We start from the raw sequence: 19264 nt of genomic DNA, 5'->3' as shown, positions 1-19264 counted from the left end.
ATTTATAAACTAATATCACTTTTTACTTTGTGTAAATCCATCAAAATAACAGTTTAATGGAAAAGTGGATTCTATTTTTAAAATTAAGCATATTTCTTTTTATGTCAATACATAAATTTTAGATAAAACAATAAATAATCTTAGTAGTTTATAATGCTTCAGAACTTAAATCAAAGATTATGAGTGATTTAACTTTTGGTGACGAAAGGTAGCCTTTACTTGTATAAGATTATGTACAAGATGTTATGGTGGAAGGGTATTCGTACTCAAAACCGCAGTTCCTGCCATAGGAATCTAACATAAGCCTTGCCCCTTTAAATCTGTTTTTGGCTAAGGAAGGGCATTTTGATTAGAATAATCGGCCTAATGCGTGCAGGTAAACTTACCTGGAGATATGGGAGTGTGAGCTTTACCGCATTACAAGCCTATTTAAGTTAAAGTGGCCCCGCGAAATTCTGCTGCTGTTGCATAACTCAAATTTTAACGTTCGCTTAATAAAACGATTTGAGCAGAATATTCTTAACTTTGTTTTCGTATTGATACTATATGAAGAACATCCGTAATTTCTGCATTATTGCCCACATCGACCACGGTAAAAGTACCCTGGCAGACCGATTGCTGGAGTTTACCCAAACTGTAGCAGAGCGTGAAATGCAGCACCAATTGCTCGACAACATGGACCTGGAGCGTGAGCGTGGTATCACGATTAAAAGCCATGCCATCCAGATGAACTACCGCTACAAAGGCGAAGACTATGTACTGAACCTGATCGACACTCCCGGTCACGTCGACTTTTCGTATGAGGTGTCGCGTTCGATTGCCGCCTGTGAGGGCGCGCTTCTGATCGTGGACTCATCGCAGGGTATTGAGGCTCAGACCATTTCGAACCTGTACCTGGCTATTGGCAACGACCTGGAAATTATTCCGGTGCTAAACAAGATTGACCTGCCACACGCTATGCCGGAGGAGGTGTCGGACCAGATTATAGAACTGATTGGCTGTGAAGTAGATGATATTATTCATGCTTCCGGTAAGGCTGGCATTGGCATAGAAGAAATACTGAACGCGATCTGCGAACGTATTCCTGCTCCGAAAGGAGACCCTGCCGCTCCCTTACAGGCGCTTATCTTTGACTCCGTGTTTAACTCTTACCGAGGTATAGAGGTATATTTCCGCATTTTTAACGGCACGCTTAAGAAAGGGGAGAAGGTAAAGTTTATTAACACGGGCAAAACGTACGAAGCCGACGAAATTGGGGTGCTGAAACTGAACCAGGAGGAGCACAAAGAAATGGGTGCTGGTAATGTGGGCTACCTGATTTCGGGCATCAAAAACGCGAAAGAAGTAAAAGTTGGCGATACGATTACGCACGTTGAAAAACCCGGAGAGTCTATTCAGGGGTTTGAGGATGTGAAGCCAATGGTATTTGCCGGTATTTACCCGGTAGAAACAAGTGAGTACGAGGAATTGCGCTCTTCTATGGAGAAACTGCAGTTAAATGATGCCTCTCTTGTGTGGGAGCCAGAGACTTCGGCGGCGCTTGGTTTTGGTTTCCGTTGTGGGTTCCTAGGCATGCTGCACATGGAAATTGTGCAGGAGCGCCTAGAGCGCGAATTCGATATGACGGTTATTACAACCGTGCCATCGGTGCAGTTCCACGCCTACACCACCAAAAGTGATATGATTAAAGTGAACGCTCCTTCCGAAATGCCGGAGCCGAATTACATCGATCATATAGAAGAGCCCTTTATTAAGGCACAGATTATTTCTAAATCTGAATTTGTAGGGCCTATTATTACCCTATGTATGGATAAGCGTGGTATTCTGAAGAACCAGACCTACCTAACGAGCGACCGGGTAGAGATGACCTTTGAGATGCCACTGGCGGAGATCGTGTTCGACTTTTTCGATAAGCTGAAAACCATTTCGCGTGGTTATGCTTCCCTCGATTATGAACTGATCGGATTCCGGGCTTCAAACATGGTGAAGCTCGACGTCATGCTGAACAGCGAGAAGGTGGATGCCCTATCGGCTATTGTTCACCGCGACAAAGCCTACGACTGGGGCAAACGCCTTTGCGAAAAGCTTCGTGAGTTGCTGCCACGCCAGATGTTCGAGATCGCTATTCAGGCCGCTATTGGCCAGAAGATCATTGCCCGCGAAACCGTGAAAGCCATGCGTAAAAACGTATTGGCTAAGTGCTACGGCGGTGACATATCGCGTAAGCGTAAGCTCCTCGAAAAACAGAAGAAAGGTAAGAAGCGCATGCGCCAGGTAGGCAACGTGGAAATTCCACAGGAAGCTTTCCTAGCTGTGCTCAAATTAGACTAAATTCAATACCCAAGCCCCAATATGCCTGCATGTTGGGGCTTGTAATTTATATAGTAGCTTTATTGCTCAGCTAAGGGCAGTATTGAAAGGAAAAATAATACATGTCCTTTAAGCTACTCCTTCTTATCCACTACAACTCATAATTTTTAACTCAAAACTCTTAACTAGTAAAATGACCCTGCTCGACGGTAAAAAAACATCTGAAGCCATACAAAACGAAATTGCTGCTGAGGTAGCCGAGATTAAAGCACAAGGTGGCAAAGTGCCTCATTTGGCAGCTATTCTTGTAGGAAATGATGGCGGTTCTGTAACGTACGTGAATAACAAAGTGCTGGCATGTGAGCGCGTAGGCTTTGAATCTTCGCTGTTTCGCTACGAAGAGACCATTACCGAAGAGGAGCTGTTAAACAAAATAAAAGAGCTGAACGATGACCCGCAGATAGATGGGTTTATTGTGCAGTTGCCCCTGCCAAAGCACATCGATGCGGAGAAGGTGCTGGAGGCTGTTGATCCGATGAAAGATGTAGACGGGTTTCACCCAACGAACGTTGGGCGTATGGTAGCTGGCTTGCCTGCTTACCTGCCAGCCACACCTGCCGGCATCCTGCAGCTGCTGGAGCGTTACCAGATCGAAACATCAGGCAAGCACTGCGTTGTGATTGGCCGCAGCAACATTGTGGGGTCGCCAATGAGCATCCTAATGGCGAAGAGTGCTTACCCTGGAAACTGCACCGTTACGATGTGCCACAGCCGCACTGTAGATCTGCCCTCATTTACCCGTCAGGCGGATATTGTTATCGCTGCCATCGGTAAGCCTGAGTTTGTAACAGCCGACATGGTAAAAGAAGGTGCCGTAGTGATAGACGTAGGAACAACACGCGTTCCGGACGAAAGCCGAAAATCTGGCTTCAGGTTGAAAGGCGATGTGAATTTTGACGAGGTTGCACCGAAATGCAGTTACATTACGCCTGTGCCAGGTGGTGTTGGTCCCTTAACCATTGCCATGCTTCTTAAAAACACTCTGAAAGCTGCTAAGAAAGAGGTATACGCTTAGGTATTAAAGATAATTGAATAGGCCTCACGACTTTGGATTAGTTCGTGAGGCCTTTCTTTTGAGAATTAACCCTAAGCTTCAGAAAGGAGAAAAATGCTCTGGAAGGCTGATTTCATTAGAAGAATTTAAAGAGAATTTAACGTAATTGAAGAAGCTACACCAAATTCTCATCCAGGGCCTTTCGAACTAGTTCTACTGCGTTTTTTACGCTGAGCCGCTTCATCATACTGGCTCGGTGATTGTCTACGGTGCGTACGCTCAGATTCAACTTCTCGGCAATTTCGCGGCTGTTAGAGCCATCTACTATAAACTTAAGAATAACTTTTTCCTGTTTCGATAACTTCGATTTCTTAACTGTACTCTTTTCTGTTTCGTTTACCTTCTGCAGGTAGGAGGCTATGATGATATTTGACACCGAAGGACTGAAGTATTTCTCGCCGCTGGCAACAGTCCGCAAGGCCCGCACCATTTCATCGCGCGTAGTGTCTTTGAGTAAATAGCCAAAAGCGCCCGCCTCCACCGATTTCAGAATGTAATCTTCGTTGTTGTGCATAGAGAGCATCAGGCAGCGGGTGGTAGGATAGAGTTTGCTTACTTGGGCGGCTGCCTCCAAACCGTTCATCACCGGCATGGCTATGTCTATCATCAATACATCAGGGACAAGTTCCTTTACCTTCTCTATAGCCTCTGCACCATCCTGTGCTTCTCCCACAATCTCTACATCTGCCAAGTCCTCCAGCAGCGACCTGATGCCGTTTCTGACAATAGTATGATCATCGGCCAGTAATATTTTTATCTTCTCCATGTTTCTTTTTTAGTTAAGCGGAATTTTCACTTGAATATGAGTGCCTTTACCAGGTTTGGCGAGTATGTCTATTTGCCCGTTCATCATTTCGACCCGGGCCTTCATGTTGCTGATGCCGTGGGCTGGTCCGGTCATGTCTGGTTGAAGAGTTAATTTGTTGTAGTCAAATCCGCGTCCCTTGTCCACTACCTTCAGCTGAATGTATTTCTTGTTGCCCACTAGTTCAACGGCTATCTCTTTGGCTCCGGCATATTTTACGGCATTGTGCATCGCTTCCTGACACACGCGATAAAGCCCTATTTCTACGTTCTTATCGAGGCGCTTGCCATTCCAGTTGGTTTTGAAAGCTACGTGTATGCCTGCACTGCCAGCAACCTGAGACGTGAGTAGCTTTAGGGCTGAGGATATACCAAAGTCGCTGAGCACAGCCGGCATCAGGTTAAATGAGATGGTTCTCGCCTCCGAAATTGTCTGGCTTACCAGGTTACGCAGGTCGGCAAGGTTTTGCTGAGCCGTGGGTATATCGGCAACAGCATCCCCCATTTTTTCGATGCCGAATTTCATGGCGGTCAGCATCTGGCCTAAACCATCGTGTATTTCGCGTGCCACGCGCTTTCTTTCTTCTTCCTGTCCTTCTATCAGGTAAGCCGAGCGCAGTTTCTGTTCATTCATCTCCTGCCTGTATTTCTGACTCGTAGCTTCGAGTAGGGCCTCCTTTGTTTCTTCTAGCGATTGGTTTACCTGCACAAGCTCGTTGTTTACCTGTTGGGTTTGCCTCTCCGATTGTACAAGAAGTTTGATGGTGTGTTGAAGTTGATTCACGGCAGGCCGGAAAACGAAACAGCCTTCGAGCAGCAATACACCCAGCGTGCAGAAGAGCAAGATCAGTTCCATTTGCTGCGAGGCGTACACTCTGCGGGAGGCCTCTGCATCGTACTGGTACACGATCTGGTTCATTGCCTGCAGGTAGGCCCGCTCCTGTTGCAGTATCGTGCGAAGGGAGGAGGTAACGGGGGGTGGGGAGGAAGTTAGGTTTAATTGTTGATGGTAGTCTTTAACAGCGTTTGCATTTGTTATGATTGCCTCATAAAAGGGAGCTATCTGTTCAAACATACTATTTATGGTGTCGCTGTTAATAACAGGTGTGGCAATAGAGTCCAGGTAGCCGCTTTTCAGGCCCTCATGGCTATCTTGCCATAGCTCCAGTGCTTCTTCCAGGTCTGTCAGGTAAGTGCGCTTTTGTGAATTGTCGGACTGGTTGCCAAGCAGGAGTACCGTTTTGCAAATTTTCTGGCTCAGCATACGTTGCCGCCCTGCTATGTTTATAACTCTGGAATCGCTGATTTGACTTTTGAGAGAATGCTGCATGATTATCTGTCCGCCTACAGACAACAGGGCAACCGCAGTAAGTGCCAGTAGGTAAAGGCGGGTTATTTTGCGGGCTATGTTCCGGTCAGCAGATTTGCGCATAGGCGTTTAGTGGATAGTCGATGTTTTTATATGAGGTTTAGGAAGCCAAACAGCAAGTTTCTTTGCAAATAGGGTCCTACTTTATTTTGTTTTGGTATGTATACACTAGCAGGAGAGCTGCTTTAAGTTTCATATAGCTCTGTAGCGCTACTTTACCTGAAGATTCTGGCTGTATCTTTTAGTTGTTGATGATTATTATCTTTTCGGGTAGTTTGCCTTGCGATCAACAATAACTGACTTATCCAGCTGATGCTTAGGAATCTCCTACATACTTTTTTTGGCTTATCTTCTTATATGACTTCAAATCAAAAACTTTAACTGGTGAAGTTATATGCTTCTTCACCAGTTTTAAGTTTATGTTCTTTAGCCGCTTCATTTTTGGGTGCTATTAGTATTTATAAAAACTATAGTTTGTGTTTTATCAAGAATTTTTAATTTATTCATAAATTTAATAAATTTTACATACCTCCTCTGTTTTAAAGGGGGTATATAGAAAAAAAGTAATAAACATAAAAAATGTGCTCGTTATATTTAGGTGTATTAGATAAAAATAAGTAATATTACTCACATAAGGGTAGGGAGTTTTGCTATTAAGGTTTTAAGTGAAATATCTCCTTAATTTTAACTAATAGCAGGATAGGTGAGATTGTAAACTAGGTGGATAGATTTACGCTGATAAAAAAAGCCCTGGAAGATCGGCCAATCCCCAGGGCTATTAATAAATGCTCATTTTAAATTATTTCTAACCTAAAACTATTTCAAATTTATGAAGAAAAAGCTACTAAGCCAACTACTTGGCGGGTTAGTGCTGGGAATGGTGTGCAGTAACCTTGCTCATGCCCAATTCTCTCTTTCCGGCCAGCTTCGCACCAGGTCTGAGGTACGGGACGGGCAGGGCTCTTTATCTGCGCAGGAGGCAAAGCCAGCCTTTTTTACCTCTCAACGCACCCGGCTACAGATGAACTATACAGGACACAGATTTAAGTTATTTTCTGCTGTTCAGGATGTGCGGGTGTGGGGGCAGGATGCTTCCAGCATAAACAGAATTACGCTAGATGCTAACAACGGGCTGATGGTGCATGAGGCTTGGGGCGAAATTATGCTCCTCGATACCAGCTCCACCATAGATAACTTCTCTTTAAAAATAGGAAGACAGGAGCTCGTTTACGATGACTCGCGCTTGCTTGGTAACCTCGACTGGTTGCAGCAGGGCCGCCGCCACGACCTGGCTTTGCTCAAACTGGAGCATCAGGGCTGGATAGGGCACCTGGGACTTGCTTTTAACCAAAACCAGGAGCGTAAGACAGGTACTCCTTACAACGGCATACCGGCCGCTTATGGTGCAGGAACAAATGGAATTGGCACCATGTATAAGTCTATGCAGTTCTTGTATGCAGGGCGCAAATTCCAGAAAGGGAGTGCCTCGCTGTTGTTTCTAAAAGATGATTTTAACAAATATCAACTAGAGAGCGGTGCTCGCGTTTGGGGGCAGGGGAGCTGGAGTCGCCTGACTACTGGTGCTTTTGTTACTGCCACACCCTTTCAGAATTTAGGTATTACAGCCAGCGCCTATTTGCAGCAAGGAAAAGACAAAGATGGCAACAAATTATCGGCCAGTCTTCTTTCTGCTGTAGCCACCTATACTGTTTCGCCAAAGTTCATTATTGGCCCTGGCATAGACTACACCTCTGGCAATAACCCATCCGTAACAGATGGTGTAAACCGACAGTTCGATCCGCTATATGGTACCCCACATAAGTTCTGGGGCAATATGGACTATTTCTATGTGGCTGATGGCTTCGGGAAAAGCGGCCTCGTGAATTACTACCTTAAAAGCCGTTATAAGGTAACAGATAAGCTAAGTGTTGCTCTTGATGCACATCAGTTTGTCTCGCCAAACAATGTGCTAAATCCAGAAAGTGTGAGCCTTAACCGTAACTTTGGCACAGAGCTGGATCTGGTGCTGAGCTCTACTATTACAAATGCCATAGGTTTAGAAGCAGGGTACTCCACCTTGTTTGCCTCTTCCACACTCGCTTCTCCGGCAGTAAAAAATGTAGCCAACGCTGATAAACAAGCAAATTGGGCTTATCTGATGATTAACATTAAGCCAAATTTTCTGCCAAAATAAGCCTGTTCTCTATCTCTTACTTATTAATTGCTGCAGGTGAGGGCGCATTACTGGCAGCCTTTCTTCTCCCCAATTAATCCTGAACAAAAACGAAAAAGTATGCAACGTCCACTTTCCATTATATCCTCGATGCTGGCGGTTCTGCTGGTGTTGGGTTTGGTTGCCATCCTTAACTCATGCAGCTACAATACAACCACAGTTGCAGATGGCACTGATTTGCCGGATGATATACCGGATTATTAAGCCATTACTGATAAATAAAAGCCCCAGGACGATAGATCATCCTAAGGCTTTTATTTACTTCTTAAGGAGAAAAATCAGGCCTTTACTCTGTGTTGCTCTTTTAACACCGAAGCCATTTCGCTAAAGTCGTTGTTGATGCTGATAGATTGCTTTGGCTTGTTCAGGAACGCCTGCAGCTGCTCTGGCAATGCTAATTTAGTACCAATAATGTCTTCAATTGTCTGTTTAAATTTGGCAGGGTGTGCTGTTTCCAGGAAAATGCCTGCTGTTTTTTGCTCTGGCAGATACTTTTTCAGCGCCATATACCCAATGGCTCCGTGTGGGTCCATCAGGTAGTTTTGCTCCTGGTTTACCTCCCGGATCACTTCTCTAACAGGTTCATCCTCTGTCCAGAATCCTTTGACTACCTGGAGCAGGGAATCATAATCGTTGCCGAATAGCTCCAGTATGCGCGGGAAATTGTTAGGAGCTCCAACATCCATGGCGTTAGCGATGGTGGCTACTGATGGAGCAGGCGTGTAAACACCACTCTCAAGGTATTCTGGAACAATTTTGTTACGGTTAGTGGCAGCCACAAAGCGGGCTATTGGTAAACCCATTTGTCTGGCTAATAAGCCGGCAGCCAGGTTACCAAAGTTGCCGCTTGGAACAGCAAATGTAATATCCGTTGCATCTGGGTTTTGTCTTTTCCATTGGCCCCATGCATGGAAATAATAAACCATTTGCGGCAACCAACGTGCCACGTTAATAGAGTTGGCAGAAGACAGTTGCATCTCCTTCGATAGTTCCTCATCAGAAAAAGCCCGCTTTACCAGACTCTGGCAATCGTCGAAGGTACCTCTAACCGCAATAGCCGTAATGTTCTGACCGAGCGTGGTAAACTGCATTTCCTGGATGTCGCTTACTCCGCCTTCTGGGTATAGAATAACCACTTCAATGTTAGCTACTCCCAAAAAGCCGTTGGCAACAGCACTGCCCGTATCACCAGATGTAGCAACAAGTACAGTTACCGGGCTACCGCTTTTGGAGAAGGCCTGCAGGCAACGGGACATAAAACGGGCTCCAACATCCTTAAACGCGCAGGTCGGACCATGGAAAAGCTCCAGGGCAGCAATACCATCCTGTAACGGCACCAGCGGAATAGGAAAAGTAAATACTTCCTCACAGATTGTTTTAAGTTGTTCCACTTCCAAATCCGGCGCTGTATAGGGGCTTAACACCTCATAAGCAATCTCAGGAAGACTCAAGTTTGGTAGTGCTTCAAAAAAGGAAGCAGGTAAAACTGGAATCTGTTTCGGAAAAAACAATCCTTTGTCTTGTGGTAAACCTTTGATCACAGCCTGACTGAAGCTCATGTCCGGCGACTGGCGATTGGTACTATAGAATATCATGCTTGTGCGGGTTGTAATATGGTTTGTTCTATAAGGCGTGCTCCCTGCTCGGGCACCTGCGTTACATAAGATTTCAGTTCGATGCCACTGCTACCGTACACTTGCTCCAGGGCCTGTTGCACGGCCAAAGCTTGTTGTTCAGTAGCCGAAAGAGCGAAGATAGAAGGACCTGATCCGGAAATACCGCAGCCTAAGGCGCCTGCACTTATGGCGGCAGCTTTAGCCTGGTTAAAAAGTGGTATCAGCACAGAGCGCTCCGGCTCAAATATCTCGTCGTGTAAGCTTCTGCCAATCAGGCTATAATCTCCTTTCAGAAGCCCGGTAATCAGGCCGGCCAAGTTACCCCATTGCCGTATACCTTTCTGCAAAGGAATATCTTTTTTGAGGATGCTGCGGGCAAGGGAAGTTTTTAGCTCCACCTGCGGGTGAACCACAGTGCAGTAGAGCTCCACCGGCACACCCAATGGTACAATGTCGAGCGGCTCGTAGCTGCGCACCAACACAAATCCACCTAATAAAGAGGGTGCTACATTATCGGCATGCGCTGACCCGGAGGCCTTGCGTTCGCCTTCCATAGCGTAAATTACCAGTTCCTGCGTAGTGAATGGTTTGCCTAATAGCTCATTCATTGCGTAGGCGGCCGCAGCCGAACTGGCCGCGCTACTGCCCAGTCCACTGCCCACTGGCAAACCTTTGTGGAGTTGCAATTCCACTCCATAAGGCACCTGCAGGTCGTTGAGCATTTTTTGCGCCACTACCCCAATAACATTATCAGTTGGATCGAGAGAGAGGCCTGTTACACCAGTTATCGAGGTGATAATTACGCCCGGAGTTTCTTTTTTTCGTGCCCAAACTTCATCGCCCGGATGCTCCATGGCAAAGCCTAATACATCGAACCCGCAGCAAACATTGGCTACAGTGGCAGGTGCGTACGCTTTTATAAATTCTGAATTATTCATGATTCTACTTGTTGTGCCATCTCAAATGCAGACATGTCTGGTTTGGCAAGAAAAAAACTGTCGTGCAGCAGGTTTACTGCTTTTTGGGCATCTTCGGCCTGCACCACAAACGAAATGTTACGTTCTGTGGCTCCCTGTGCTATAGCCCGTATGTTTATGCCGTTGCTGCCCAGCAAAGAGAAAGTTGTTCCTGCAATACCTGGCTGCTTTATCATACCATTGCCTACTAAAGCTATAATACTCATGGGCGCCTCTAAGTTCAACGGATCCAGAATTCCTGTTCGGATATCTTCTGCAAACTCATGTTCCAGTGCCTGCAAAGCATGTGTTCCTTCGCCTTGAGTAAGGCCAATGGTGATGCTGTGCTCCGAAGAAGACTGCGTGATAAAGTAAATATTAATACTCTCGGTTGCCACAGCCTTAAACATACGCATGGCAATACCCGGTACACCTACCATGCCACTGCCTGTTAAGGTAAGCATGGCAATATGATCGATGCAGGATACACCTTTAATGATCTGGTTTCCTGGCGTCGCTTTTTCGGTAATCAAAGTGCCCTTGTGAGTCGGGTTAAAAGTGTTCTTCAGCTGCAACGGAATTTTAGCTGCCACCAAAGGGTAAATGGTGGGCGGGTACAAAACTTTAGCCCCAAAATAAGCCAGCTCCATAGCCTCCTCATAACTCAGCTCCGGAATAGAGTAGGCCGATTTAGCCTTGCGGGGGTCTGTGGTATACATGCCGTCTACATCAGACCAGATTTCCAGCTTTTCTGCGTTCATGGCAGCCGCATAAAGAGAGGCGCTGTAGTCGGAGCCGCCACGGCCCAGCACCGTGGTTTTGCCGGTGGTGGAGCTGGAAATAAAACCAGGCGCTATAATAAGCGCAGCCTCAGGCAGGTGCTGCTGTATCTGCTCATAGGTTTTTTTCAGGTCTACCTTTGCATTCAGGTAGTTGTTGTCCGTAAATATAAAATGGCGACTGTCTATTAGGATATTCGGTAAACCCTGGTATTGAAAAGCCTCCGAAACAATGGCCGAAGAAAGCAGCTCTCCATAGCTCATCACGCGGGCTTTAATGCTGTCGCTGATTTCGTCTAACAGGTAAACACCTTTGCACATATCCTCCAGTTCGCGTAAGCGCAATTTTATTTTGCCCTTAATGTTAATCTGAAGGTTAATCGGTACCAGTTGCTCAATAGCTTCCATGTGTTTAGTTTCCAGCAACTGCAGCACCTCCTGGTAAGAGTCGTCGTGTGCTGCCGCTTTCTGGAAACAGTTAATCAGCATGTCTGTTACGCCGGACATGGCCGATAACACCACCAGCATACGGGTAGCATCTTTCTTTTCGGTAAGAATAGAAGCGATTTGTGAGATTGCCTTGGCGTTGGCGACAGATGTTCCACCAAATTTTAAAACCAGCATAGTTTATGGTTCTGATGTTTTAAAGAATATATAATTAGGCCCTGAGATCGGCTAAAGAGGCCCCGAAAGGCGATAAGGCTGGATGAAAATTTTACGTGAACCCCCTAATGGGTAATAATCCCCGGATTAATTCCAGCGTGGCTAATCGCCTCTGAAAGAATAGGCCCGGAGGGGGTGCCAATGGCAGGTGTGGCACGGGAAATAGGTATGTTCCGAAAATTTTTCATTTTTTTTGAGGAGCCAATATCTACATTAATTTAAACAATTGCAAAAATATAGCCCCTGTTGGTTGTAAATATCCCAATTGATGGGGCAAACTCTTTAATATAATCGCAAAAAACAGGAACAGAACCACCTTCACGGTATGTTGCATATTTATGCTAAATTGCAGGTTCTGCCTTTTGGGCAAACATTATTTCCTTTAGTTACTGAATAAAAAAGGTGCTGTAACCTATGTTTTGTGCCTTAAAATGAATATGTTAGATATAATTAAACCAATAAAAACAGCCTCTATTCACCAGGTTCCCAAAGATGGGAGCAGACTGCCCTTGATGGAGGCTTTTTATACGATACAAGGAGAGGGTGCCAACACAGGTTGCGCCGCCTATTTTATTCGGCTGGGCGGCTGCGATGTGGGCTGCCACTGGTGCGATGTAAAGGAGTCGTGGGATGCGGAACTGCACCCTTTAACAGAGATCGAAGAAATTGTAAAAACAGCCGAACAGTTTCCGGGAAAGGCGGTTGTAATTACTGGAGGTGAGCCCCTGCTCTATAACCTGAACCCGCTTACCTCGCAGCTGCAGGAAAAGGGTATTCAAACATTTATAGAAACATCGGGTGCTTACCCTATCAGCGGTTTTTGGGATTGGGTGTGCCTGTCTCCAAAAAAGTTTAAAGCACCGGATGCTTCTGTTTATCCGTATGCCGATGAGCTGAAGGTAATTATCTTTAACAAAAGTGATTTTGCCTGGGCTGAGGAACATGCTGCCAAGGTAGGAGCCAAAACAAGGCTTTATCTGCAGCCAGAATGGAGCAAGGCAGAGCAACTGATGCCTCAGATAGTGGAGTACGTTAAAAATAACCCAAAATGGCGCGTGTCTTTGCAGACACATAAATACATGGACATACCATAAGACTCCCTATGTACAAAATACTGCTCATCGTTTTTTTGTTATTTACCTGCATCAGTAACAGCACCTATGCCCAAACAAGTACGCTTAGCACTACTTCCAAAAAGGCGCAAAGTCTGTACTATAAAGCCGATGAGTATGCCAAGGCGCGTAATTTTAAAAAAGCCCTCGATGCCTTGGACGAGGCTACCGCTAAAGACCCTGGTTTTGCCGAGGCTTATTTAAAAGCCGCCGGCCTTACCAGGTCTATGGGCGATAAAGCAGCCACCTTTGTGTACCTTGAAAAAGGACTTACCCTCTTGTCGTTTAACCCGGCTCTGCAGAATAGTTATTTCGACCTGGCAGAGCTTTATTTTGAAAAGGGAAACTACGAAAAAGCAAAGAACAACTACGATGCTTTTCTTAAATCTAAGCCCCGAAACCCTAAGCTGGTAGAGCTGGCCCGACAGCAAATCAAAACCAGCGAGTATGCCATACAAGCCATGCTCAGCCCAGTGCCGTTTAATCCCGTGCAGCTGCCGGGGGTGGTAAACCGCTTTGGCCTGCAGTATTTTCCGTCAACCACAGCCGATCAGCGGCACCTTATCTACACAGGTCGCCTGAGCGCCCGGCCGGATCAGGACGAGAATATTTATATAAGCAAGTGGCAGGAAGGGGAGTGGCAAGCACCTGTTTCTATTTCCGATGCTATTAACTCCACAGCCAACGAGGGGGCGGCTACCATTTCCGGCGATGGCAAAACATTGGTGTTTACTTCCTGTAACCGACCCGATAGCCAGGGCGATTGCGACCTCTACATCTCCTTCCGGACCGGAAATGAATGGAGTAGGCCGAAGAACATGGGCTATACCGTGAATTCCAAAGCGTGGGAATCGCAGCCCAGCCTCTCAGCCGATGGCAGAACCTTGTATTTTACTTCCAACAGAAGCGGGGGTAAAGGGAAAGAAGATATTTGGGTAACGCACATGCGCGAGGACGGCAGCTGGGAAAAACCAACTAACCTTGGGGCGCCCATTAACACACCTGGTCGCGACATGGCTCCTTTTATTCATGCCAGCGGCTCTACGCTTTACTTTGTGAGCGATGGCCACCAGGGCATGGGAGGCCTTGATGTGTTCAAAACTGCGCTCAAACCAGACCGTAAGTGGGAGGAGCCGCAGAATATGGGCTACCCGCTCAATACACATGCCGACGAAGGCTCCGTGTTTATTACCCCCGACAATACCACCGGTTATTACTCCAGAAGAGTAACGGCAGATACGGGCTCTCCTTCTATTCTGATGTACAGTTTTGAAGTGCCCGAAGCCTGGAAGAGCAGCGAGAAAAGTACCTATGCACAAGGCCGTGTGTTCGATAACCGAACTAAAAAGCCATTGAAAGCGACTATTCAGCTTTACGATGTGAAGGCAGACTCGCTGGTGCAGCAGGTAAGCTCCGATCAGGTTTCGGGAGAGTATACCGTGGTGCTGGCCGAGGGGAAAAAATATGCTTTGTATGTGAGTGCGCCCTCTTATATGATGAACAGCCTCAGCTTTGACTATACCTCTGCCAAGGCGCTAAAGCCACTTGCCCTAAATGTATACCTTGACCCAATAAGCACCGGAGCAGCAGTAGTGTTAAACAACATATTTTTTAATACAGGAGAATATGCCCTGGTGCAGGATTCTAAAACAGAGCTGAATAAGGTAATCGGGTTTCTGGAGCAAAATAAAGAGATGAAGATCGAGATTGCCGGCCATACCGATGATGTTGGCTCAGACGATGCCAACCAGGTATTATCTGAGCGAAGAGCCAAATCTGTAGCCGATTATCTGGCGGGCAAAGGCATCAGTAAAGATCGTCTCCGTGCCAAGGGCTACGGTGAAACAAAACCGAAACAACCTAACACATCCGAAGAAAACCGCAGCCTGAACCGCAGAATAGAAATGCGGGTGTTGTAAGGTAGCAGGCAAACTTTTACACCGTCTCACCAAATTATTCTAATGAATTTGGCCTTCCAGAGGCTTTTAAGAGATATAAGACAATAGGTGTTAGATATTAGATTTTCTCAGGCCGCTCTCAGCTTTCTACTTTGCGCATAAGACACTCGCAGGAACTGCACATACTGCCAGGCATTACTGCTCCTCATCAGATCAGCCATCTAACCATCTAGCAAACAACAAATAGCAATCCATTATTCAATTAAAAAAGCAATTCCGGAGGCGTTTTGCTCTTTGGAAGAGTTAGGTAGAGAAGCTTCTGAACAGGGTGCTGCAAAAGCCACAAAGCCCGGAAAGTACTTCCTGCTACAGAAGAACTTCACGGGCTTTGCGTGTATCAAAGTTGCCTTTCGGCAGTTAATTTCTAAAATACTATCTTTCCTCGATCGGAACGTATTGGCGGGTGTTCTCACCAATATAGATCTGACGCGGACGGCCAATCGGCTCTTTCTGCTCACGCATTTCTTTCCACTGTGCAATCCATCCTGGAAGACGGCCAAGGGCGAACATCACGGTAAACATTTCGGTAGGAATGCCTAAAGCTCTGTATATAATGCCAGAGTAGAAGTCAACGTTCGGGTACAGCTTACGCTCTATAAAATAAGGATCGGTGAGGGCAGCCTCCTCCAGTTCCTTGGCAATGTTCAAGATCGGATCTTGAATGCCTAAAGCAGACAACACGTCATCAGCTGTTTTCTTAATGATTTTGGCACGCGGATCAAAGTTTTTGTACACTCTGTGTCCGAAGCCCATCAATCGGAAAGGATCGTTTTTATCTTTAGCCTTGGCTATAAATTTCTGTGAATCGCCTCCGTCGGCTTTAATTTGCTCCAGCATCTCAATTACGGCTTGGTTGGCACCACCATGCAGCGGGCCCCACAGTGCACTGATACCGGCAGATACAGAAGAGTAAAGGCTGGCGTGTGCCGAACCTACCAGACGAACCGTAGAAGTAGAGCAGTTTTGCTCGTGGTCGGCGTGCAGGATCAGGAGTTTGTTCAGCGCATCCACTACAACCGGGTTCACCACATAATCTTCTGTTGGGTAAGAGAACATCATGTGTAGGAAGTTGGAGCAATAGTCGAGGCTGTTTTTAGGGTAATTTATTCGGTGCCCAACAGAGTTCTTATAAGACCAGGCCGCGATGGTAGAAAGTTTAGCCATCAGACGAATAATAGAAAGATCCATCTCCTCTTTTGTCTGGTTAGACTTAAGCGACTCTGGATAAAAAGCAGTTAGCGAGCTAACGAGTGCTGATAAAATACCCATTGGGTGTGCCGCAGACGGAAAACCATCCAGAATTTTACGCATGTCTTCGTTCACCAGCGTGTGTCGCTTAATCCGATTGCTGAAAGCATCAAGCTCCTGAGCAGTTGGAAGTGAACCGTAGATGAGTAAATAAGATACTTCAATAAAGCTTGATTTTTCTGCCAGCTCCTCTATCGGATAGCCTCTGTAGCTGAGGATTCCCTCTTCGCCATCCAGAAAGGTGATGGCACTGGTGGTGGCACCTGTATTCTTATAGCCCGAATCCAGGGTAACATATCCGGATTCTGCCCTTAAAGAAGAAATATCGATTGCTTTTTCATCTTCAGTACCTACTACTACCGGTAGCTTGTAGGATTTACCTTCAAGTATTAGTTCAGCGAAATCTGACATGAGTGAGTTTTTTATGTGTCCGTGGTTGTATCTCTAGTAAGAGCGAAATTATGTAAAAATGTATTAAAATGAAATTAACCCGGTATTTATCTGGTAAAATATATACATGAGAACAGTGCAACGGAAAAGTGCCTTTAGAAAACAAGGGCGAATTGAGCTGGAATGCGAGGTTTTTAATATTAAACCGGGTAAAGCAGCAGGGTATTAATTATTTTTCTGATAACCCAAAAGATAACACTACTTAATGTTTGATACAAAGGTGGTATGAATGTAAGTTTTGTGTTATGTTAGTGTAGGTGAGGTTGTTGCGTATTGTAATTTCAAAAATAATGTACTTTGGTTATAAGTAATTTTACTCAGTAAGCGTGTATATCTATTTTATTAAAAAAATCCGCTGGAAGATTAGGTGTAGGTTTTTAATTATAATTTAAAAAGAAGCCGCTAACAAACAAACAGATGTTAGATAATGTGCATGAATTGAAGCTCTGAAGCATCAGGAGAAGAAGAAAACCCGCAAGGAGTAGTGTTTTGGGAGGAGCAGTACCATAGTTTTAAGAGCAGTACTCTGCCTTAGCTTATTTGCCAATGCCAACGATAGTAAATGAAAATAATAATGCGCATGCAGTAATATTTAGGTACATGATTTGGGAGTTATAGCAGAACTAACTTAATTAGTTGTTTGGATTAGTTAACTAAACTTTTTCGGATCTCCAATTAAAAGAAATAGATGAAATCAGACATAAAAATAGAGCGTTTCGGCTCATTGCCCGGTGGGCAGGAGGTAAATCTCTATACGCTGTTGAACGAGGCAGGCATGGTGGTGAAAATCACAAATTACGGCGCTATTATCACTTCCATTGTTACCCCCGATAAGAATGGCGAAGCAGGAGAAATAGCCTTGGGTTTTGAGGAGCTGGAAGGATACCTGCAGAAGCAGCCTTACTTTGGCTCTGTTGTAGGACGTTTCGCCAACCGTATAAAAAATGCAAAGTTTACGATAGATGGTCAGGAATATAAACTGGCTGCGAATAAAGGAGCTAACCACATACACGGTGGTTTGTCTGGTTTCGATAAAAAAGTGTGGCAGGCAGAGGAGTTACCGGAGCAAAATGGTATAAAGTTAACCTATACCAGTCCTGATGGAGAAGAAGGCTACCCTGGTAATCTGGAAACATCGATTACCTATACTCTGTCAGAGAACAACGAATTTATAATTCACTACCAGGCACAGACAGATAAGGCTACACCAGTTAATTTAACTAATCATAGCTATTTTAACCTGACGGCTGGTAAATCGGAGCTAATCCTGGATCATGTGGTGGAGATCACCTCTGATGCCTATACACTCGTAGACGATACCCAGGTGCCAACCGGCGAGATCCAACAAGTAGAAGGTACTCCAATGGATTTTAGGACACAGCATGTGATAGGAGAGAGTATAGACCAAGTGCCTGGCGGCTACGACCATAATTACATCGTACCAAGCGCCGACGGCTCACTTAAATTTATCGCCTCTGTGCTGGATCCGGAAAGTGAGCGCTTTATGGAAGTGTTCACGACAATGCCCGGCGTGCAGTTCTATACCGGTAATGCCTTGGATGGCACCGTGAAGGACAAGCACGGTAAAGCTTTTATAAAGCAATGCGGCCTTTGCCTGGAAACGCAACATTTTCCTGATGCACCAAATCATCCGGAATTCCCTTCTGCAATTCTTCACCCCGGCGAAATATACGACCACACCACTATCTACAAGTTTTCAGTAAAAGCTGGCGCTTGATTTAACACAAAGCCTGTTTTCTTACACCTAATTTTTTAGATAGAATGGAGGCGTTAACTCCTTTAATGGATTAGAAATGGCTTCATAAAAGAGTCCGTTACATAAGAGCCTTACGTTCCAAATTAAATTAAAGCCTCTGGAAGGTCATTTTCATTAGAATAATTTAGGAGGAGTAAATAACCTGACCGTAAAACTTTTATCTGAAAACGTATCAGTATAAAAAACGCATTGGCAGCCCACAAAGCAACCATTATGATAGATCAAATTAAAGAGAAATTTATTTCGCTATACCAGCAGGAACCTGCATTGTTCCGCTCTCCTGGCCGCGTAAACCTGATAGGCGAGCACACTGATTACAACGAAGGCTTTGTGCTTCCGGCTGCCATTAACAAAGAAATTTACTTTGCGGTGGCTTCCAACGGTACCCAAACCTTCCAGGCCTACTCCTTCGACATGGACCAGAGCGCTACCTTCGACCTGACCCAGGTGGAACCGAGCCAGCTTGGTTGGGCTAACTACCTGCTTGGGGTGGTGGCGCAGTTCCAGAAGGCCGGCCACGAGATCAAAGGCTTTGACCTGGTGTTTGGCGGCAACATTCCGATAGGGGCGGGCTTGTCTTCTTCGGCGGCGGTAGAGTGCGGACTGGCCTTTGCCCTGAACCAGATGTACCAGCTAGGGGTGGAGAAGTTCGACCTCGTGAAGATGGCGCAGAAGGCCGAGCACGAGTACGCCGGGGTGATGTGCGGCATCATGGACCAGTTCGCCAGCATGTTCGGCAAGCGCGGGCACGTGGTCAAGCTCGACTGCCGCTCCCTGGCCTACGAGTACTACCCCTCCGACCTCGACGACTACCGCATCGTGCTGCTCGACACCCAGGTCAAGCACTCGCTGGCCTCCTCGGAGTACAACACCCG

The 19264-nt window shown here is 45.8% G+C and carries 15 protein-coding genes; 8 read left to right on the top strand and 7 right to left on the bottom strand.

The window, feature by feature from the left end:
• The first annotated feature begins 546 nt into the window (after positions 1-546).
• The gene (lepA, locus tag ACMA1I_RS21250; protein WP_337070493.1) at positions 547-2331 is read left to right on the top strand and encodes a translation elongation factor 4; all 1785 of its coding nucleotides are present in this window, start codon (positions 547-549) and stop codon (positions 2329-2331) included.
• A gap of 172 nt (positions 2332-2503) precedes the next feature.
• Complete coding sequence (gene folD, locus ACMA1I_RS21245) at positions 2504-3385, top strand: bifunctional methylenetetrahydrofolate dehydrogenase/methenyltetrahydrofolate cyclohydrolase FolD (protein WP_337070492.1); 882 nt, start codon at positions 2504-2506, stop codon at positions 3383-3385.
• A 154-nt stretch (positions 3386-3539) separates the two neighbouring features.
• Here folD and ACMA1I_RS21240 read toward each other — a convergent pair whose 3' ends face one another.
• Positions 3540-4190: a response regulator transcription factor gene (locus ACMA1I_RS21240; protein ID WP_337070491.1), complete on the bottom strand. Its 651-nt coding sequence runs from the start codon at positions 4188-4190 to the stop codon at positions 3540-3542.
• A gap of 9 nt (positions 4191-4199) precedes the next feature.
• Complete coding sequence (locus ACMA1I_RS21235) at positions 4200-5660, bottom strand: ATP-binding protein (protein ID WP_337070490.1); 1461 nt, start codon at positions 5658-5660, stop codon at positions 4200-4202.
• Positions 5661-6426: 766 nt separating this feature from the next.
• Between ACMA1I_RS21235 and ACMA1I_RS21230 the strand changes: the two genes are divergently transcribed.
• Positions 6427-7791, top strand: a complete 1365-nt coding sequence (locus ACMA1I_RS21230) for an alginate export family protein (protein ID WP_337070489.1) — start codon at positions 6427-6429, stop codon at positions 7789-7791.
• Between the two features lie 99 nt (positions 7792-7890).
• Positions 7891-8034 (top strand): hypothetical protein, encoded by a 144-nt coding sequence (locus tag ACMA1I_RS21225; protein ID WP_337070488.1) that lies wholly within the window; start codon positions 7891-7893, stop codon positions 8032-8034.
• A gap of 74 nt (positions 8035-8108) precedes the next feature.
• Here the strand turns inward: ACMA1I_RS21225 and thrC are convergent, their stop codons facing one another.
• The 4 genes from thrC to ACMA1I_RS21205 all read right to left on the bottom strand — a co-directional run bounded on the left by thrC (position 8109) and on the right by ACMA1I_RS21205 (position 12032).
• Positions 8109-9425: a threonine synthase gene (thrC, locus tag ACMA1I_RS21220; RefSeq protein ID WP_337070487.1), complete on the bottom strand. Its 1317-nt coding sequence runs from the start codon at positions 9423-9425 to the stop codon at positions 8109-8111.
• Complete coding sequence (locus ACMA1I_RS21215) at positions 9422-10384, bottom strand: homoserine kinase (RefSeq protein ID WP_337070486.1); 963 nt, start codon at positions 10382-10384, stop codon at positions 9422-9424. The genes thrC and ACMA1I_RS21215 overlap by 4 nt, the downstream gene beginning before the upstream one ends.
• Complete coding sequence (locus ACMA1I_RS21210) at positions 10381-11805, bottom strand: aspartate kinase (RefSeq protein ID WP_337070485.1); 1425 nt, start codon at positions 11803-11805, stop codon at positions 10381-10383. The genes ACMA1I_RS21215 and ACMA1I_RS21210 overlap by 4 nt, the downstream gene beginning before the upstream one ends.
• 104 nt (positions 11806-11909) lie before the next feature.
• Positions 11910-12032, bottom strand: a complete 123-nt coding sequence (locus ACMA1I_RS21205; protein ID WP_337070484.1) for a hypothetical protein — start codon at positions 12030-12032, stop codon at positions 11910-11912.
• A gap of 249 nt (positions 12033-12281) precedes the next feature.
• Between ACMA1I_RS21205 and ACMA1I_RS21200 the strand changes: the two genes are divergently transcribed.
• The gene (locus ACMA1I_RS21200; protein WP_414703961.1) at positions 12282-12938 is read left to right on the top strand and encodes a 7-carboxy-7-deazaguanine synthase QueE; all 657 of its coding nucleotides are present in this window, start codon (positions 12282-12284) and stop codon (positions 12936-12938) included.
• Between the two features lie 8 nt (positions 12939-12946).
• A complete protein-coding gene (locus ACMA1I_RS21195) occupies positions 12947-14875 on the top strand; it encodes an OmpA family protein (RefSeq protein ID WP_337070483.1) in 1929 nt (642 codons plus the stop codon).
• Between the two features lie 411 nt (positions 14876-15286).
• On the opposite strand, the gene ACMA1I_RS21190 is transcribed toward ACMA1I_RS21195, so the two are convergent.
• The gene (locus ACMA1I_RS21190; protein ID WP_337070482.1) at positions 15287-16573 is read right to left on the bottom strand and encodes a citrate synthase; all 1287 of its coding nucleotides are present in this window, start codon (positions 16571-16573) and stop codon (positions 15287-15289) included.
• A 727-nt stretch (positions 16574-17300) separates the two neighbouring features.
• On the opposite strand from ACMA1I_RS21190, the gene ACMA1I_RS21185 reads away from it, so the two are divergent.
• Together ACMA1I_RS21185 and ACMA1I_RS21180 are read left to right on the top strand one after the other, a co-directional pair.
• Positions 17301-18350: an aldose epimerase family protein gene (locus tag ACMA1I_RS21185; protein WP_337070481.1), complete on the top strand. Its 1050-nt coding sequence runs from the start codon at positions 17301-17303 to the stop codon at positions 18348-18350.
• A gap of 252 nt (positions 18351-18602) precedes the next feature.
• On the top strand, positions 18603-19264 hold a 662-nt coding region (locus ACMA1I_RS21180), incomplete at its 3' end, for a galactokinase (protein ID WP_337070480.1).

Source organism: Pontibacter sp. 13R65, assembly GCF_047525655.1.
Taxonomy (GTDB): domain Bacteria; phylum Bacteroidota; class Bacteroidia; order Cytophagales; family Hymenobacteraceae; genus Pontibacter.
The sequence above is the reverse complement of the archived record's forward strand: the minus strand, read 5'-3'. Positions and strand labels throughout refer to the sequence as shown.

Excerpts from the sequence above, each read along its gene's own strand:
- ACMA1I_RS21215 (WP_337070486.1), bottom strand. The coding sequence starts at position 10,384 with ATGAATAATTCAGAATTTATAAAAGCGTACGCACCTGCCACTGTAGCC.
- lepA (WP_337070493.1), top strand. The coding sequence starts at position 547 with ATGAAGAACATCCGTAATTTCTGCATTATTGCCCACATCGACCACGGT.
- ACMA1I_RS21185 (WP_337070481.1), top strand. The coding sequence starts at position 17,301 with ATGAAATCAGACATAAAAATAGAGCGTTTCGGCTCATTGCCCGGTGGG.
- ACMA1I_RS21225 (WP_337070488.1), top strand. The coding sequence starts at position 7,891 with ATGCAACGTCCACTTTCCATTATATCCTCGATGCTGGCGGTTCTGCTG.
- ACMA1I_RS21210 (WP_337070485.1), bottom strand. The coding sequence starts at position 11,805 with ATGCTGGTTTTAAAATTTGGTGGAACATCTGTCGCCAACGCCAAGGCA.
- ACMA1I_RS21240 (WP_337070491.1), bottom strand. The coding sequence starts at position 4,190 with ATGGAGAAGATAAAAATATTACTGGCCGATGATCATACTATTGTCAGA.
- folD (WP_337070492.1), top strand. The coding sequence starts at position 2,504 with ATGACCCTGCTCGACGGTAAAAAAACATCTGAAGCCATACAAAACGAA.
- ACMA1I_RS21230 (WP_337070489.1), top strand. The coding sequence starts at position 6,427 with ATGAAGAAAAAGCTACTAAGCCAACTACTTGGCGGGTTAGTGCTGGGA.
- ACMA1I_RS21200 (WP_414703961.1), top strand. The coding sequence starts at position 12,282 with ATGTTAGATATAATTAAACCAATAAAAACAGCCTCTATTCACCAGGTT.
- thrC (WP_337070487.1), bottom strand. The coding sequence starts at position 9,425 with ATGATATTCTATAGTACCAATCGCCAGTCGCCGGACATGAGCTTCAGT.
- ACMA1I_RS21205 (WP_337070484.1), bottom strand. The coding sequence starts at position 12,032 with ATGAAAAATTTTCGGAACATACCTATTTCCCGTGCCACACCTGCCATT.
- ACMA1I_RS21190 (WP_337070482.1), bottom strand. The coding sequence starts at position 16,573 with ATGTCAGATTTCGCTGAACTAATACTTGAAGGTAAATCCTACAAGCTA.
- ACMA1I_RS21195 (WP_337070483.1), top strand. The coding sequence starts at position 12,947 with ATGTACAAAATACTGCTCATCGTTTTTTTGTTATTTACCTGCATCAGT.
- ACMA1I_RS21235 (WP_337070490.1), bottom strand. The coding sequence starts at position 5,660 with ATGCGCAAATCTGCTGACCGGAACATAGCCCGCAAAATAACCCGCCTT.